The sequence below is a fragment of the Geobacillus sp. Manikaran-105 genome, from assembly GCF_002809955.1.
In the GTDB taxonomy this organism is placed as follows: domain Bacteria; phylum Bacillota; class Bacilli; order Bacillales; family Anoxybacillaceae; genus Geobacillus; species Geobacillus thermophilus.
On record NZ_PIJG01000001.1, the window covers coordinates 25953 to 42518 of the forward strand.

Consider the following 16566-nt stretch of genomic DNA (forward strand, 5'->3'; position numbering starts at 1 on the left):
AGCGGTTCCATGTTTTGCGAAGACAGCTATGATGACGGACAGGAAGGATGGGGAAAAGAGAATGTTTCGCAATGTTGCCGAGCTTGTTGCATTGGCGGAAAAAGAGCAAATCAAAATCGCTGAGGTGATGATCCGCCAAGAAGTCGAAGTGAGCGGGCGCAGCCGGGAGGAGATTATGGCGCAAATGGAGCGCCACCTCGAAGTGATGGAGCGGGCTGTTGAAAGAGGGCTGCAAGGAGTCGTTTCCCGCTCGGGGCTGACAGGCGGCGATGCGGTGCGGGTGCAGCGCTATATCGAGCAGGGCCGCTTTTTGTCCGGGGAAACGATTTTGGATGCCGTCAGCAAAGCCATGGCGACAAATGAAGTGAACGCGGCCATGGGCGTCATTTGTGCGACGCCGACAGCGGGCTCAGCCGGCGTTGTCCCCGGGACGCTGTTTGCCGTGAAAGAGCGGTTGAAGCCGACGAGAAAAGAAATGGTCGAATTTTTGTTCACCGCTGGGGCGTTCGGCTATGTCGTCGCCAACAATGCTTCCATCTCAGGGGCGGCCGGCGGCTGTCAAGCCGAAGTCGGTTCGGCAGCCGGCATGGCGGCTGCGGCGCTCGTTGAGCTGGCCGGCGGAACGCCTGCTCAAGCAGCCGAAGCGATGGCGATCGCCTTAAAAAATATGCTAGGATTAGTATGTGATCCTGTCGCTGGCTTGGTCGAAGTGCCGTGCGTCAAACGGAATGCGATGGGGGCGGCCAACGCCATGATCGCTGCTGATATGGCGCTGGCCGGTGTAAAAAGCCGCATTCCGTGTGATGAAGTGATCGAGGCGATGTATCGCATCGGCGCGGCCATGCCGGTGGCGCTGAAAGAAACTGCGCAAGGGGGGTTGGCCGCGACGCCGACCGGCCGCGCCATCGCGGCCCGCATTTTCGGCGCTTCTGCGGCATCGAAGTGAACGAAACGATGCAACAGCCGGTGACGGCGGTCAAAGGCATCGGTGAAGAAACGGCTGCGGCGCTCGCCGACATCGGCATCACAACCGTCGGCGACCTGCTCATGTATGCGCCGTACCGGTATGACGATTACGAACAAAAAGATCTAGCCGCCGCCCGCCATGAAGAAAAAGTGACAGTGGAAGGGAAGGTGCACAGCGCCCCGCTTGTAACGTATTACGGAAAAAAAAAGTCGCGCCTTTCCTTTCGCCTGCTTTCCGGCCGCTATTTAATCACGGTTGTCTGCTTCAACCGCCCGTATTTGAAAGAAAAACTCGCCTTCAATGAAACGGTGACCGTAATCGGCAAATGGGACCGGCACCGGCAGGCGATCAACGCCTATGAGCTTCGTTTCGGGGCCGCCCCGGAGACGGCCGGCATTGAACCGGTCTATTCGGTGCGCAGCCCGCTGACGGTCAAAACGATGCGCCGGCTCATGAAGGCGGCGTTCGCCCAGTTTGGCGCGCACATTCCCGACCCGCTGCCGCCCGCTTTGCGCCGCGCCTACCGTCTTGTCGACAAGCAGGAGGCGGTTCGCGCCCTTCATTTTCCGCGCTCGCGTGAAGAGTTGCACCAGGCGCGACGCCGGCTCGTCTATGAAGAGTTTTTGCTGTACCAGCTGAAAATGCAGGCGTTTCGGCGAATTGTGCGCGACGGGCAGCACGGCGTCGCCCATTCGTTTTCCGAAGAGCGGCTGGCGGCGTTTCTTTCCGCTTTGCCGTTTTCATTAACGAACGCCCAGCGGCGCGTCATCAAGGAGATTTTGGCCGATATGCGGGCGCCAAGGCAAATGAACCGTCTTTTGCAAGGCGATGTCGGCTCCGGCAAGACGGTCGTGGCCGCCGTGGCGCTGTATGCGGCGGTATTGTCCGGCTTTCAAGGAGCGCTGATGGTGCCGACGGAAATTTTGGCTGAGCAGCATGCCCGCTCGCTCGCCGACCTGTTTGCCGGCACAGATGTCACGCTGGCGCTGTTGACAAGCTCCGTGAAAGGGAAGAGGCGCAAAGAGCTGCTTGCGGAATTGGAGGAAGGGGCGATCGACATCGTCATTGGGACGCACGCGTTGATTCAAGAAGGTGTACAGTTTCGCCGGCTCGGCCTCGCCATTACTGATGAGCAGCACCGGTTTGGCGTCGAGCAGCGTCGCATTTTGCGCGAAAAGGGGCATGCCCCGGACGTGCTGATGATGACGGCGACGCCGATTCCGCGCACGCTGGCGATCACGGCGTTCGGCGATATGGACGTATCAGTGCTCGACGAAATGCCGGCCGGGCGGAAGAAAGTGGAAACGTATTGGGTCAAGCATCATCAATTCGCGCGTGTGCTCGATTTTATCGAAAAAGAGCTTCGCCGGGGGCATCAGGCGTACGTCATTTGTCCGCTTATTGAAGAGTCGGAAAAATTGGATGTGCAAAATGCCATTGATGTTCATAGTCAGCTCGTCCACTACTACCGCGGGAAATATGAGATCGGCCTCATGCACGGCCGGCTGTCGGCCGATGAAAAAGAAGCGGTGATGCGAGCGTTCAGTGAAAACCGCATTCATGTGCTCGTTTCGACAACGGTCGTGGAAGTCGGGGTGAATGTGCCGAACGCCACCGTGATGGTCATCTATGACGCCGAACGGTTTGGACTTGCCCAGCTTCATCAGCTGCGCGGCCGGGTCGGGCGGGGGGACGCCCAGTCATACTGCATTTTAATTGCCGACCCGAAATCGGAAGTCGGCAAAGAACGGATGCGCATCATGACGGAGACGACGGACGGGTTTGTGCTGGCGGAAAAGGATTTGGAGCTGCGTGGTCCAGGCGATTTTTTCGGCACGAAACAAAGCGGGCTTCCGGAGTTTCAATTTGGCGATCCGGTGCATGATTACCGCATCTTGGAAGTCGCGCGCCGCGATGCCGCCAAACTCGTGTCGACGACGGCGTTTTGGCGTGATGAAGCGTACGCGGGGCTGCGCGCCGAACTTGAGGCGTCCGGCGTGCTCGATGGAGAAAAGCTAGATTAATAGGCAGGCGGCAAAATGTGACCGCTTTTCACTTTTTCTGCTTGCATTCCGTTTTTTGATATTATATATTACTTTTAGTACCTAGTCATAAAACCGGACGGTGTAACGAATCGATGAGAAAAAGCAAACGCGAACGGCAACGGCTGCTGCAGGAGACGATCCGGGAAAATCCGTTTATTACCGACGAAGAGCTGGCAGAAAAGTTCTCAGTCAGCGTGCAGACGATCCGCCTCGACCGGCTTGAACTGTCGATTCCGGAGCTGCGCGAGCGCATTAAACATGTCGCCCGCCAGTCGTTCGCGGATAAAGTGCGGGCGCTGCCGCTTGAGGAAGTGATCGGCGATATTATCGACATTGAGCCGGATGAGAGCGCCATTTCCATTTTCGATGTGAAAGAAGATCATGTGTTCCGGCGCACCCGCATCGCCCGCGGCCATCATTTGTTCGCCCAGGCGAATTCGCTCGCCGTTGCCGTAATCCATGACGAATTGGCGCTGACGGCGAAAGCGACGATCCGCTTTGTTCGTCAAGTCAAGGAAGGCGAACGGGTGGTGGCGAAGGCGAAGGTGACCGGCAAAACGGCGAACGGGCGCACGATTGTCGACGTAAACAGCTACGTCGGCCAAGAGCTCGTGTTTTCCGGAACGTTCGAGATGTATCGTTCAAACATAGAGAAAAAGGATGGCGACAGCAATGAACATCGCGATTGATGCCATGGGAGGCGACCATGCTCCACGCGAAATCGTCCTTGGGGCGGCTCGAGCCGCCGCGCATTTTCCCGACATTCATATTACGCTTATCGGCGACGAAGCGAAAATCCGTCCGCATGTGCCGGACGGAGGGCGCCTGTCGATCCTCCATGCCGATGAGGTGATTGAAGCGACCGATGAGCCGGTGCGGGCTGTGCGGCGCAAAAAAAACTCGTCGTTGGTGCGCATGGCGGAAGAAGTGAAAGAAGGGCGCGCTGACGCGTGCATATCGGCCGGCAATACTGGTGCGTTGATGGCGGCTGGGCTGTTTGTCGTTGGGCGGATTGCCGGCATCGACCGGCCAGCGCTCGCGCCGACATTGCCTACGCTGGACGGGCGGGGGTTTGTCTTTTTGGATGTCGGCGCCAATGTCGACGCCCGCCCGGAGCATTTGCAGCAATATGCGATTATGGGGCACGTGTATGCCCAACAAGTGCGGGGCATCGCCAAGCCGCGCATCGGCCTGCTCAACGTCGGCACCGAAGATCAAAAAGGGAATGAAACCGTGAAGCGGGCGTTCTCCTTGCTGAAAGAAACGAACCTTCATTTCATCGGCAATGTGGAGGCGCGCGATTTGCTGAATGGCGTGGCCGATGTCGTTGTCGCTGATGGGTTTGCCGGCAATGTCGCCTTAAAAACGATCGAGGGAACGGCGATGGCGCTTTTTTCGTTGCTCAAGCAGACGCTGACAAGCGGCGCGGTCGCAAAACTCGCCGCCGCTGTCCTCAAGCCGAAGCTCGCCGGACTGAAAAAGATGATGGACTACTCCGAATACGGCGGGGCGGCGTTGTTCGGCTTGAACGCTCCGGTCATTAAAGCGCACGGCTCATCCGATGCGAACGCTATTTTCCATGCCGTCCGCCAAGCGCGCGAGATGGTGGCCCATGATGTCATTGGCACGATCAAAGCGGAGCTCGAGCGGGCATAATGGATAAAGGAGGAAGCAAAATGGGTAAAATCGCCTTTTTATTTCCGGGACAAGGGTCGCAAACGGTCGGCATGGCCAAGGACGCCGCCGACCGCGACGCCCGCGCCCGTGCGGTGATTGAGGCGGCTGACGAGCGGCTCGGATTTCCGCTTTCTTCGCTCATGTTCAACGGGCCGCAAGCTGAGCTGACGCTGACGTACAACGCCCAGCCGGCGCTTTTGACCGCCAGCATCGCCTTGCTTCAGCTCGTAGACGGAGAAGGCTTGAAGGCCGATTACGTCGCCGGCCATAGTTTGGGTGAATACACGGCGCTCGTGGCCGCCGGCGCCATGTCGTTTGCCGACGCTGTCTATGCGGTGCGCCGCCGCGGCGAGCTGATGGATGAAGCGGTGCCGGCCGGCGAAGGGACGATGGCTGCCGTATTAGGGATGGAGGCAGAGGCGCTCGAAGCGGTGACGAACGAAATTGCCGCCCAAGGCCATCCGGTTGAGCCGGCCAATTTCAACTGCCCGGGGCAAATCGTCATCTCCGGTTCGAAAGCGGGAGTGGAAAAGGCGGGGCAGCTTTTGAAAGAGCGCGGCGCGAAACGCGTCATTCCGCTGGAAGTGAGCGGACCGTTCCATTCGTCGCTCATGAAGCCGGCGGCGGAAAAACTGCAGGCTGTTCTTGACAGCCTGGCCATTGAAGATGCTGCTGTTCCCGTCATCGCCAACGTAACGGCCGAGCCGGTGACGAAGAAAGAGGACATTGCCCGGCTTCTTATTGAACAGCTCTATTCGCCGGTGCGCTGGGAACAGTCGGTGCGCACGCTGTTGGCGCTTGGGGTCGACACGTTTGTCGAAATCGGACCGGGGAAAGTGTTGTCCGGCCTCGTGAAAAAAATCGACCGCAACGCCCGTGTTTATGCGGTAAACGATCTCGCTTCCTTGGAAACGACCATTGCGGCGCTGAAAGGAGAATAACAAAACAATGCTTGAAGGAAAAATCGCCCTCGTTACCGGGGCGTCGCGCGGCATCGGCCGGGCGGTTGCCTTGGAGCTCGCCCGTCAAGGGGCGAACGTCGTTGTCAACTATGCCGGCAGCGAGGCAAAAGCGAATGAAGTCGTTGAGATGATCCGCTCGCTCGGCCGCGAAGCGATCGCCGTCCAGGCGGACGTCGCCCGGGCGGAGGAGGTGGAGCGCTTGGTGAAAACAGCGCTCGACCAGTTCGGCCGCCTCGACATTTTGGTGAACAACGCCGGCATTACGCGCGACAATTTGCTCATGCGGATGAAAGAAGAAGAATGGGATGCGGTGATTAATACGAACTTAAAAGGGGTATTTCTTTGTACGAAGGCTGTGACACGGCCGATGATGAAGCAGCGCGGCGGCCGGATCATCAACATCGCCTCCGTCGTCGGGGTCATCGGCAACCCTGGGCAGGCGAACTACGTGGCGGCCAAAGCCGGCGTCATCGGATTGACGAAGACGGCCGCGCGCGAACTCGCCAGCCGGAACATCACCGTCAACGCCGTCGCACCGGGATTCATTACAACCGATATGACCGAAGCGCTCAGCGAGGAATTGAAGGGGGAAATGTTAAAACAAATTCCGCTCGCCCGTTTCGGCGAGCCGGATGACGTCGCCCGCGTTGTGGCGTTTCTCGCGTCCGACGCCGCCGGCTACATGACCGGCCAGACGCTTCACGTTGATGGCGGCATGGTCATGCCGTAACAAAAGGCGGCTAGTATTTTCCCTGAGAATCGACTATAATCATGAAGGGAGGTGAACAGAATGGCAGACGTATTGGAACGTGTCACGAAAATCATCGTCGACCGGCTCGGGGTTGACGAATCGCAAGTGACGCTCGAGGCGTCGTTCAAAGACGATTTGGGTGCTGACTCGCTCGACATCGTCGAATTGGTCATGGAGCTCGAAGACGAATTCAACATGGAAATTTCCGACGAAGAAGCGGAAAAAATTGTCACAGTCGGAGATGCTGTGAACTACATAAAAAGCCATCTGTAATCCCGCTTTTTTGCAAAGTCCCGTTGCTCCGAACGGGGCTTTCTCTGCTTTTTAAGAGGCGCACGGGACCTAGCCGCGGAAAAAAGGCGCCTTTGCCACTCGCGTAGCGGGATGGTGAACGGATATAATAAAGGATAGTATACGGCCAGTTTTGTCTGGAACGAAGTCGGAGGGCATTTTTATGTCAAAACAAAAAGACAAAGAACGCATCCACGAAAAAAGGCGGGCGAAGTTTCAAGAACTGCAAAGGAAAATCGGGATCACCTTCCAAAATGAAAAGCTGTTGATGCAAGCGTTCACCCATTCATCGTATGTGAATGAGCATCGGCGGCGGCTTCACGAGGATAATGAACGGCTCGAGTTTTTGGGCGACGCCGTGCTGGAGCTGACCGTTTCCCAATATTTGTTTCAAAAATTCCCACATATGAGCGAAGGGCAGTTGACAAAGCTGCGGGCGGCCATTGTCTGCGAGCCGTCACTTGTGAAATTTGCCAACGCCCTGTCGTTTGGCGAACTCGTTTTGCTTGGCAAAGGCGAGGAGCTGACCGGCGGACGGACGCGCCCGGCGCTTTTGGCTGACGTGTTTGAAGCGTTTATCGGCGCCCTTTATTTGGATCAAGGAATGGAGGCGGTCCTCCATTTTTTAGGGCAAACGATCTTTCCCAAAATAGATGAAGGTGCTTTTTCTCATGTGATGGATTTTAAAAGCCAGCTGCAGGAACTCGTGCAGCGCGACGGCAGCGGGACGCTTGAATACACCATTTTGGAAGAAAAAGGACCGGCCCACAACAAAGAGTTCGTCGCCCGCGTGGCGTTAAACGGCCAAGAGCTCGGCATCGGTGTCGGCCGCTCCAAAAAGGAAGCCGAGCAGCATGCGGCACAAATGGCGCTTGAGACGCTGCGGGCTGCCGAGCGGCCATAGAAGGCTGGCGCTTTTACGTCAGTCTTTTTGTATGAACATTTTTTCTCGACGCACTGTGGTGGTATATTGAAAACAGCAGCCTGTCCCGGTCCGCTCCGGCGGGCCGAGATCAAAGCGGAAAGATGGTGAAGCATCGTATCATGTTCCTAAAACGGTTAGATGTGATCGGCTTCAAATCATTCGCCGACCGCGTATCGATTGATTTTGTCCCCGGTGTCACGGCGGTTGTCGGCCCGAACGGAAGCGGCAAAAGCAACATTACCGACGCGATCCGCTGGGTGCTCGGCGAGCAGTCGGCGAAATCGCTGCGCGGGGCAAAAATGGAAGACGTCATTTTCGCCGGCAGCGACTCGCGCAAGCCGCTGAACGTCGCCGAAGTGACGATCACGCTCGACAACGAAGATGGCTTTTTGCCGCTTGAGTATCAAGAGGTGAGCATCACCCGGCGCGTTTACCGCTCCGGGGAAAGCGAGTTTTTCATCAACCGCCAGCCGTGCCGCTTAAAAGATATTGTCGATTTGTTTCTGGACTCCGGGCTTGGCAAGGAGGCGTTTTCGATCATCGGCCAAGGCCGGGTCGAAGAAATTTTAAGCAGCAAGCCGGAAGAGCGGCGTACGATTTTTGAAGAAGCGGCCGGTGTCTTGAAATACAAGCTGCGCAAAAAAAAGGCGGAAACAAAACTTGCGGAAACACAAGACAACTTGCATCGCGTCAACGACATTTTGCATGAGCTCGAACAGCAGCTTGAACCGCTTCGGATGCAGGCGTCAATCGCCAAAGAGTATTTGGAAAAACGCGAGGAGCTCGAGCGGTTTGAAGTGGCGCTTATGGTGCACGACATCGAGGAGCTGCACCGGCAATGGAGCGGACTGAAGGAAGCGCTTGATCGGCACCAGCAAGAGGAAGGAGCGCTGGCGGCGGCGCTGCACAAAATGGAAGCCCATATCGAACAGCTGCGCGACCAAATGGCGGCCATTGACGAGTCGATCGACGGCCTGCAGCAAGTGCTGCTGTTGGCAAGCGAGGAGCTTGAAAAACTCGAAGGCCGGAAGGAAGTGTTAAAAGAGAGGAAAAAAAATGCAGAAAAGCGGAAAGAGCAGCTTGAGGAGACTGCCGCCGCTTTAACGGCGAAACAGCGCCGCCTGGCCGAACGGCTCCGTGCAGAGCGGGCTGAGCTCGCCCGGCTTGAGGGCGCTGCCGCGGCGCTGGAGAAAGAGCTGAAAGAGAAACAAATGTCGCTTTCCGAGTATGAGGTTGATCTTGAGGAGGAGATCGAGCGGCGAAAGGGCGATTATATCGACCTTGTCCACGAACAAGCGGCGTTGAAAAACGAGCGCACGCATGTGGAGCAGGCGATCGGCAAGCTGCAGGCCAAGCGGGCGGCGCTCGACGAAGCGAACCGCCACCATCTTGCTGAACGCGAGCAGATAGAACGAAAACTGGCGGCTTCGCGCGCTGAGCAGTCCCGCCTTGAACAAGCCATCGCTGAGACGAGCGGGAAGCTGGCTCATATGACGGCCGCACTTGCGGCACAAAAGGCGGAGCTCAAACGGAATGAGTCGCTTTTGCAGCAGGCGCGTCAATACCGGCAGCAAACAAAAGCGCGCAAGCAATGGCTGGAAGAGATGCAACACGATTATGCCGGCTTTTTCCAAGGGGTGAAGGAAGTATTAAAAGCGCGCGACCGGCTTCCCGGCATTCATGGCGCAATCGTCGAGCTGATCCGCGTGCCGGACCGCTACGAAACGGCGCTCGAAACGGCGCTCGGCGGCGCGATGCAGCACATCGTCGTCGACAGCGAAGCGGCGGCGCGGCAAGCCATCCACTATTTGAAAACGAACGGCCATGGGCGGGCGACGTTTTTGCCGCTTGACGTCATTCAAGCGCGCGCCCTGTCGGAGCGGGAGCGGGCGATGATCAGCGGCCATCCGGCGTTTGTCGGCATCGCAAGCGAGCTGGTCGAGTACGATCGCGCCCACCAGGCGGCGATCGCCCATTTGCTTGGCCACGTCATCGTCACGGCGGACTTAAAAGGAGCCAATGAACTCGCCAAACTCCTTCAGTACCGCTATCGGCTCGTCACCCTTGACGGCGATGTCGTCAGTCCGGGCGGCGCGATGACCGGCGGCGGGGCGGCGAAAAAGACGGCTTCGCTGTTGGGCCGAGCCCGCGAGCTCGAGGCGATGGCTGCCAAATTGCGTGAAATGGATGAAACGATCGCCCGGCTCGAGCGCGATATCGCAGGGAAAGAGCGAGAGCGGGCGGAGCGGGAACGGGAGGCGGCTGCGCTGCAAGAGAAGATGGCGGCGCTGCAGCAGTCGTTGCAGGCGCAAAAAGACGAACAACGCGAACTCGACTGGCAAAAAAAGCGGATCGACGAGCGGCTCGCGCTGTACGATGAAGAAAAAGCGAACGATGAGCGTGAAGCGGCGGAACTCAACCGCCGTCTCGTCGCCGTTGACAGACAGCTTGAGCAGCTTGCCGGAAAGCTGCAAGCGATTGACGACGACATCAGCCGGCTGCAGGCGCAAAAACAGACGGAGCAAACGACAAAAGAAGCGCTGCAAGCCGCGATCACAGAACAAAAAGTCGCTTTGGCCGAGACGAAAGAACGGGTGAAACACGCGCGGCGGACAGTGGAGGAGCTTGAAACGGAATTGGCTGAAACGGCCCGCGAGCTCGAAGCAGCCGAACGGGAGCGCGCCGCCCTTGCCGCCGAAATGAACGCGCCGTCCTGGAACGAGGACGAACTGGAGCAACAGCGGCAGCAAAAGCTAGAAGACAAGCAAAAAACGATTGAACTCATCGCCAGCCGCCGCGAACAGCGGCTTGACTGCCAAGGGCGGCTTGAGCATTTGGAGCGGGAATGGAAAGAAGCGAAGCGCCAGCATAAACAGCTTGTCGATGTGGTCAAAGACGAAGAAGTGAAGTTGAACCGGCTGGACGTTGAGCTTGATAACTTGCTCACCCGGCTTGGCGAAGAGTATGGAATGTCGTTTGAGGCGGCCCGTTTGGCCTATCCGCTTGAAATCGGGGCCGAAGAGGCGCGCAAGCGAGTGAAGCTGATCAAGCGCGCCATCGATGAGCTCGGCACCGTCAATTTAGGAGCGATCGATGAATATGAGCGCGTTTCCGAACGGCACCGTTTTTTGAGCGAGCAAAAAGCCGATTTGGAAGAGGCGAAAGCGACGCTCCATCAAGTGATCGACGAAATGGACGAGGAAATGAAAAAACGGTTTTTTTCAACGTTCGAACAAATCCGCGCTCATTTCGGCGAGGTGTTCCGCGAGCTGTTCGGCGGCGGGCGCGCCGATTTGCGCCTGACTGACCCGAACGACTTGCTTGAAACCGGGGTGGAGATCGTCGCCCAGCCGCCGGGGAAAAAGCTGCAGCACTTAAGCCTGCTTTCAGGCGGTGAGCGGGCGTTGACGGCGATCGCCCTTTTGTTCTCGATTTTAAAAGTGCGCCCAGTGCCGTTTTGCGTCCTCGATGAAGTCGAGGCGGCGCTTGATGAAGCGAACGTGCAGCGCTACGCCCAATATTTGAAGCGGTTCAGCCGCGATACGCAATTTATCGTCATCACCCACCGGAAAGGGACGATGGAAGAGGCGGACGTGCTGTATGGCGTCACGATGCAAGAATCGGGCGTCTCGAAGCTCGTTTCCGTCCGTTTGGAAGACTCCAAGCAACTCGTGTCGTCATAGAAAGGAGGAGCCTCGATGGGCTTTTTTCAAAAGTTGAAAGAAAAGTGGACAAAACAGGCGGATGCCGTCACGGAAAAGTTTAAGGAAGGGCTGTCGAAAACGCGCGATTCACTCGCCGGGAAAGTGAACGACTTGATCGCCCGCTACCGGAAAGTCGATGAGGAATTTTTCGAAGAGCTGGAGGAAATTTTAATCGCCGCTGACGTCGGCGTGGCGACCGTCATGGAACTGGTCGATGAGCTGAAAATGGAAGTGAAGCGCCGCAACATTCAAGATTCGGCGCAAATGCGCGACGTGATCGCGGAAAAACTGATTGACATTTACCGCGCCGGCGCCGATGACAACGAGCTTTCCGCCTTGAATATGCAAGAAGGAGGGCTGACGGTCATATTGTTCGTCGGCGTCAACGGCGTTGGCAAGACGACGACGATCGGAAAACTGGCGCATAAGCTGAAATCGGAAGGGAAATCGGTGCTCTTGGCCGCAGGCGACACGTTCCGCGCCGGAGCGATCGAGCAGTTGGAAGTATGGGGCGAACGCGTTGGGGTCGATGTCATTAAGCAGGCGGCCGGCTCCGACCCGGCGGCCGTTATGTACGACGCCATTCAGGCGGCAAAAGCACGCAGCGTTGACGTGTTGTTGTGCGACACAGCCGGGCGGCTGCAAAACAAAGTGAACTTAATGAAAGAGCTTGAAAAAGTGAAGCGCGTCATCAGCCGCGAAATCCCGGGCGCTCCGCATGAAGTGCTGCTTGTGCTTGATGCGACGACCGGGCAAAATGCGATGAGTCAGGCGAAGCTGTTTAAAGAAGCGACCGATGTGACCGGCATCGTGTTGACAAAGCTCGACGGAACGGCAAAAGGCGGCATCGTGCTCGCCATTCGCAACGAGCTGGCCATCCCGGTGAAATTCGTCGGCCTCGGCGAAAAGATGGACGATTTGCAGCCGTTTGATGCAGAAAAATATGTATACGGACTGTTTGCCGGTTTGTTCGATGAACAATAACGGCTAGTTGGCCAGTTGCATGCCGTTTAGCGGCTCGTACGGCATCGGCGCGGCCTGCATCCGTGTTTTCCCGCCAGGCTGGCGGCCAACCGCGCCCCAGCCTTGCTTTTATGGGGGGAAAAATCGTCCTCATCTTGACAAGAGCCGGAAAACAAAGTACACTCACTTGTAAAGGGAATTTACTTAACAACGGGGGAGGGAGCGTTCGGTGCTCGAAAAAACGATGCGCATGAACTATTTGTATGATTTTTATCACGCGCTGCTGACGCCGAAACAGCGCAATTACATGGCGCTGTACTACTTGGACGACTACTCCCTCGGGGAAATTGCTGAACAATATGAGGTGAGCCGCCAGGCGGTGTACGATAACATCCGGCGCACAGAAGCGATGCTTGAGCAGTATGAAGAGAAGCTCGGGCTGCTGCAAAAATATGAACAGCGGCGGCAGGCCATCGAGCGGCTGAAAGACTACATCAGCCGGCATTACGGCGCTGACGCCGAATTGGCGGCGCTTGTCCGCGAGCTGGATGAACTTGATTAAAAAAAGGGGGTGGCCGCCATGGCGTTTGAAGGATTGTCCGAACGTTTGCAGCAGGTGATGAACCGCATCCGCGGCAAAGGGAAAGTCACCGAAGCGGATGTCAAAGAGATGATGCGCGAAGTGCGCCTCGCTTTGCTCGAGGCTGACGTCAACTTTAAAGTCGTCAAAGATTTCATCAAACGGGTGGGCGAACGGGCCGTCGGGCAGGAAGTGATGAAAAGCTTGACGCCGGGCCAGCAGGTGATTAAAGTGGTCAAAGAGGAGCTGACGGCGTTAATGGGCGGCGAACAGAGCAAAATCGCGGTCGCCAAAAAGCCGCCGACGGTCGTCATGATGGTTGGACTGCAAGGGGCTGGGAAGACGACAACGACCGGGAAGCTCGCCAACTTGCTGCGCAAGCGCCATAACCGGAAGCCGCTGCTGGTCGCTGCTGACGTCTACCGCCCGGCGGCGATCAAGCAGCTGGAGACGCTCGGCAAACAGCTGAACGTTCCTGTCTTTTCGCTCGGCGAGGACGCCAATCCAGTCGAGATCGCGAAACAGGCGCTCGAGCGGGCGAAAGAAGAGCATTACGACTATGTGCTGATCGACACGGCCGGCCGCCTTCACATTGATGAGGCGCTCATGGATGAACTGAAGCAAATGAAAGAGGCGGTCAAGCCGGACGAAATTTTCCTCGTTGTCGACGCCATGACCGGTCAAGACGCCGTCAATGTCGCGCAAAGCTTCCATGAACAGCTCGGCATCACCGGCGTTATTTTGACGAAGCTCGATGGCGACACGCGCGGCGGGGCGGCGCTGTCGATTCGCGCCGTGACGGGAGCGCCGATCAAGTTCGCCGGGATGGGCGAAAAACTGGATGCGCTCGAGCCGTTTCATCCGGAGCGGATGGCGTCCCGCATTTTAGGGATGGGCGATGTCTTGACGCTCATTGAAAAAGCGCAGGCCGCCGTTGATGAGGAGAAGGCGAAAGAGCTCGAACAAAAAATGCGCACGGCCACCTTCACGCTTGACGACTTTTTGGAGCAGCTCGGCCAAGTGCGCAAGCTCGGACCGCTTGACGAACTGATTAAAATGCTGCCGGGAGCCAATAAAATCAAAGGGCTTTCCAACATTCAAGTCGATGAAAAGCAAATCGCCCGCGTCGAAGCGATCATCCGCTCGATGACGAAAGAGGAGAAAATGCATCCGGAAATCATCAACGCTAGCCGCAAAAGGCGGATCGCCAAAGGGAGCGGCACGACCGTGCAAGACGTCAACCGGCTGCTCAAGCAATTTGATGACATGAAAAAAATGATGAAAATGATGACGAATATGCCCAAAGGGAAGAAAAAAGGATTTCGCTTCCCATTTATGTAAATGATGTTCTGTTAAGCGAAAAACCTTTACAAACGGAAAAAGAATTGTTAATATACTATCTTGTGTGAACACTATACGGAGGTGCGTACAAACTATGGCAGTAAAAATTCGTTTAAAACGCATGGGCGCAAAGAAAAAACCGTTTTACCGCATTGTTGTGGCGGATTCCCGCTCGCCGCGCGACGGCCGCTTCATTGAAACGATCGGCACATACAATCCGGTTGCGGAGCCAGCCGAAATCAAAATCGATGAAGAGCTGGCGCTCAAATGGCTGCAAAACGGTGCCAAACCGTCCGACACGGTGCGCAGCTTGCTGTCGAAACAAGGCATTTTAGAGAAGTTCCATAACTTGAAATACGGCAAATAAGCGGGATGCACATGAAACCGCTCATTGAAACGATCGTCAAGGCGCTTGTCGATCATCCGGAGGCGGTGGCGGTCGAAACCCGTGAGGAAGAGACGGCCGTCATCTATGAACTGTCGGTGCACGATGACGATATCGGCAAAGTGATCGGCAAACAAGGACGGACGATCCATGCGATCCGCACGGTCGTCTATGCCGCCGCCGCTGGATCGCCCAAGCGGGTGATTGTGCACGTGAAAGAAAAAGGGTGAGGATGTTCCTCTCCCTTTTTTGATATCGCCGTAAAGGGGGATGGGGATGAAGCTCATTCAAACGGTCGAAGTGCGGCAAGTTGTCACCGAGCGGAGCAAACAAGAGCTTGCGGCGGCATTTGCGGCGCGCAAGCAGCAGTTGGAGCGCGAGTGCGGCCAGCTTCGCTTCGAGCAAAAGCGGATGGAAAAAAGCGGGAAATACCCGGCTAGTCTTGTAAAGCAATATTTTGCCAAAGAAATCGACGACCGGATGGAGAAAATCAAGCTGCTTGAGTTTCAGCTTGAACAGTTACATATGCTACCGTTAGGAAGTGAATTGAAAGAGCGGGAAGTCGAGGCGCTCATTGAGGTGAACGTCGGCGACCGCTGGGAAGAGGTGACGAAAACGCGCGCCATTATCGTTGAAGACGGCGTCGTGAAAGAGATTCGCTAAGGAGGGAGCAAAGAATGGAACGATGGTTTAACGTCGGCAAAATCGTCAATACGCACGGCATTCGCGGCGAAGTGCGCGTCATTTCCCGCACCGATTTTCCGGAAGAGCGATACAAAAAAGGAAACAAGCTGTACATTTTCCGCGAACGCGACAGCGAGCCGATCGAAGTGACGGTGAAAAGCCATCGCGTCCATAAATCGTTCGACTTGCTGTCGTTTGAAGGCTATGACAGCATCAACGATGTCGAACCGTTTAAAGGAGCGATGCTGAAAGTGCCGGAAAGCCAGCTCGGTGAACTCGCGGAAGGCGAGTATTATTTCCATGAAATCATCGGCTGTACCGTCGTAACGGAAGAAGGAGAAACGATCGGCACGGTCAGGGAAATTTTAACGCCGGGGGCGAACGACGTCTGGGTCGTCCGGCGCGGCGACGGCACCGATGCGCTCATTCCGTACATCGACGAAGTCGTTCTTCGCGTCGATCCGGCGCAAAAAACGATCATCATCCGACCGATGGAAGGGCTGCTTGAATGATGCGGATCGATATTTTGACGCTGTTTCCCGACATGTTTTCCGGCGTATTGAATGAGTCGATTTTAAAGAAGGCGCAAGAAAAAGGGGCGGTGGACATCCGGCTTGTTGACTTCCGCGAATTTGCCGACAACAAGCATAAGACGGTTGATGATTACCCGTACGGTGGCGGCGCCGGCATGGTGCTGAAGCCGCAGCCGATTTTCGACGCGGTGGAACATGTGACAGCCGGCTCGCCTGGCGCGCGCATTATTTTGCTTTGCCCGCAAGGCGAGCGCTACACGCAAAAAAAGGCAGAAGAGCTCGCCCAAGAAGAGCATTTGGTGCTTATTTGCGGCCATTACGAAGGATATGATGAGCGCATCCGCCAATATTTGGCGACCGATGAAATTTCGATCGGCGATTACATTTTAACAGGCGGGGAGCTCGGCGCCATGGTCATCGTCGACAGCGTCGTCCGCCTGCTGCCCGGCGTGCTCGGCAACGAAGCGTCGCCGGTTGACGACTCGTTCAGTTCCGGCCTGCTGGAGTATCCGCAATACACAAGGCCAGCCGACTTTCGCGGCATGAAAGTGCCGGACATTTTGCTTTCCGGGAACCACCAGCTCATTGCCGAATGGCGCGAGAAGGAGTCGCTCCGGCGCACGTTTTTGCGCCGCCCGGATTTGCTCGCCGGCTATCCGCTCACCGAGAAACAAAAGCAATGGCTGAAAGAGTGGGAACATGAACGCGAAACGGAAAACAGCGGCTCTCAATGCGAATAACTATTGCTTGCGCCCGGC

Annotated in this window: 17 protein-coding genes; all 17 read left to right on the forward strand. The window is 56.5% G+C overall.

Annotated elements, in window-relative coordinates; translation table 11 throughout:
* The first annotated feature begins 61 nt into the window (after positions 1-61).
* The 17 genes from sdaAA (at position 62) to trmD (ending at position 16548) form a co-directional block, all read left to right on the forward strand.
* The gene (gene sdaAA, locus CV945_RS00145) at positions 62-946 is read left to right on the forward strand and encodes an L-serine ammonia-lyase, iron-sulfur-dependent, subunit alpha (RefSeq protein ID WP_033011171.1); all 885 of its coding nucleotides are present in this window, start codon (positions 62-64) and stop codon (positions 944-946) included.
* Entirely contained in the window at positions 943-2991 is a 2049-nt protein-coding gene (gene recG / locus CV945_RS00150) for an ATP-dependent DNA helicase RecG (RefSeq protein ID WP_033011169.1), read from the forward strand. The genes sdaAA and recG overlap by 4 nt, the downstream gene beginning before the upstream one ends.
* A 113-nt stretch (positions 2992-3104) precedes the next feature.
* A complete protein-coding gene (gene fapR, locus CV945_RS00155) occupies positions 3105-3701 on the forward strand; it encodes a transcription factor FapR (RefSeq protein ID WP_033011168.1) in 597 nt (198 codons plus the stop codon).
* Positions 3685-4668, forward strand: coding sequence for a phosphate acyltransferase PlsX (plsX, locus tag CV945_RS00160; RefSeq protein ID WP_063330718.1), 984 nt, complete (start codon positions 3685-3687; stop codon positions 4666-4668). Before fapR ends, plsX begins: the two co-directional genes overlap by 17 nt.
* Positions 4669-4688: 20 nt before the next feature.
* Complete coding sequence (gene fabD / locus CV945_RS00165) at positions 4689-5630, forward strand: ACP S-malonyltransferase (RefSeq protein WP_047818120.1); 942 nt, start codon at positions 4689-4691, stop codon at positions 5628-5630.
* Between the two features lie 7 nt (positions 5631-5637).
* Complete coding sequence (gene fabG, locus CV945_RS00170; protein ID WP_033011164.1) at positions 5638-6381, forward strand: 3-oxoacyl-[acyl-carrier-protein] reductase; 744 nt, start codon at positions 5638-5640, stop codon at positions 6379-6381.
* A 60-nt stretch (positions 6382-6441) separates the two neighbouring features.
* Positions 6442-6675, forward strand: a complete 234-nt coding sequence (locus CV945_RS00175) for an acyl carrier protein (RefSeq protein ID WP_020959317.1) — start codon at positions 6442-6444, stop codon at positions 6673-6675.
* Positions 6676-6856: 181 nt separating this feature from the next.
* Entirely contained in the window at positions 6857-7597 is a 741-nt protein-coding gene (rnc, locus tag CV945_RS00180) for a ribonuclease III (protein WP_033011161.1), read from the forward strand.
* 140 nt (positions 7598-7737) lie between these two features.
* Positions 7738-11301: a chromosome segregation protein SMC gene (smc, locus tag CV945_RS00185; protein WP_100658899.1), complete on the forward strand. Its 3564-nt coding sequence runs from the start codon at positions 7738-7740 to the stop codon at positions 11299-11301.
* Between the two features lie 15 nt (positions 11302-11316).
* Positions 11317-12306, forward strand: coding sequence for a signal recognition particle-docking protein FtsY (ftsY, locus tag CV945_RS00190; protein WP_033011157.1), 990 nt, complete (start codon positions 11317-11319; stop codon positions 12304-12306).
* A gap of 208 nt (positions 12307-12514) precedes the next feature.
* Positions 12515-12847, forward strand: a complete 333-nt coding sequence (locus tag CV945_RS00195) for a putative DNA-binding protein (RefSeq protein WP_033011156.1) — start codon at positions 12515-12517, stop codon at positions 12845-12847.
* Between the two features lie 18 nt (positions 12848-12865).
* Complete coding sequence (ffh, locus tag CV945_RS00200) at positions 12866-14206, forward strand: signal recognition particle protein (protein WP_100658900.1); 1341 nt, start codon at positions 12866-12868, stop codon at positions 14204-14206.
* A gap of 94 nt (positions 14207-14300) precedes the next feature.
* Positions 14301-14573, forward strand: coding sequence for a 30S ribosomal protein S16 (gene rpsP / locus CV945_RS00205; RefSeq protein WP_033011154.1), 273 nt, complete (start codon positions 14301-14303; stop codon positions 14571-14573).
* An 11-nt stretch (positions 14574-14584) separates the two neighbouring features.
* The gene (locus tag CV945_RS00210) at positions 14585-14821 is read left to right on the forward strand and encodes a KH domain-containing protein (protein ID WP_014195433.1); all 237 of its coding nucleotides are present in this window, start codon (positions 14585-14587) and stop codon (positions 14819-14821) included.
* Between the two features lie 46 nt (positions 14822-14867).
* Complete coding sequence (locus CV945_RS00215; protein ID WP_033011152.1) at positions 14868-15254, forward strand: YlqD family protein; 387 nt, start codon at positions 14868-14870, stop codon at positions 15252-15254.
* Positions 15255-15268: 14 nt separating this feature from the next.
* Positions 15269-15787, forward strand: a complete 519-nt coding sequence (rimM, locus tag CV945_RS00220) for a ribosome maturation factor RimM (RefSeq protein ID WP_033011151.1) — start codon at positions 15269-15271, stop codon at positions 15785-15787.
* Positions 15787-16548, forward strand: coding sequence for a tRNA (guanosine(37)-N1)-methyltransferase TrmD (trmD, locus tag CV945_RS00225; protein ID WP_162839645.1), 762 nt, complete (start codon positions 15787-15789; stop codon positions 16546-16548). The genes rimM and trmD overlap by 1 nt, the downstream gene beginning before the upstream one ends.
* Positions 16549-16566: the final 18 nt, after the last annotated feature.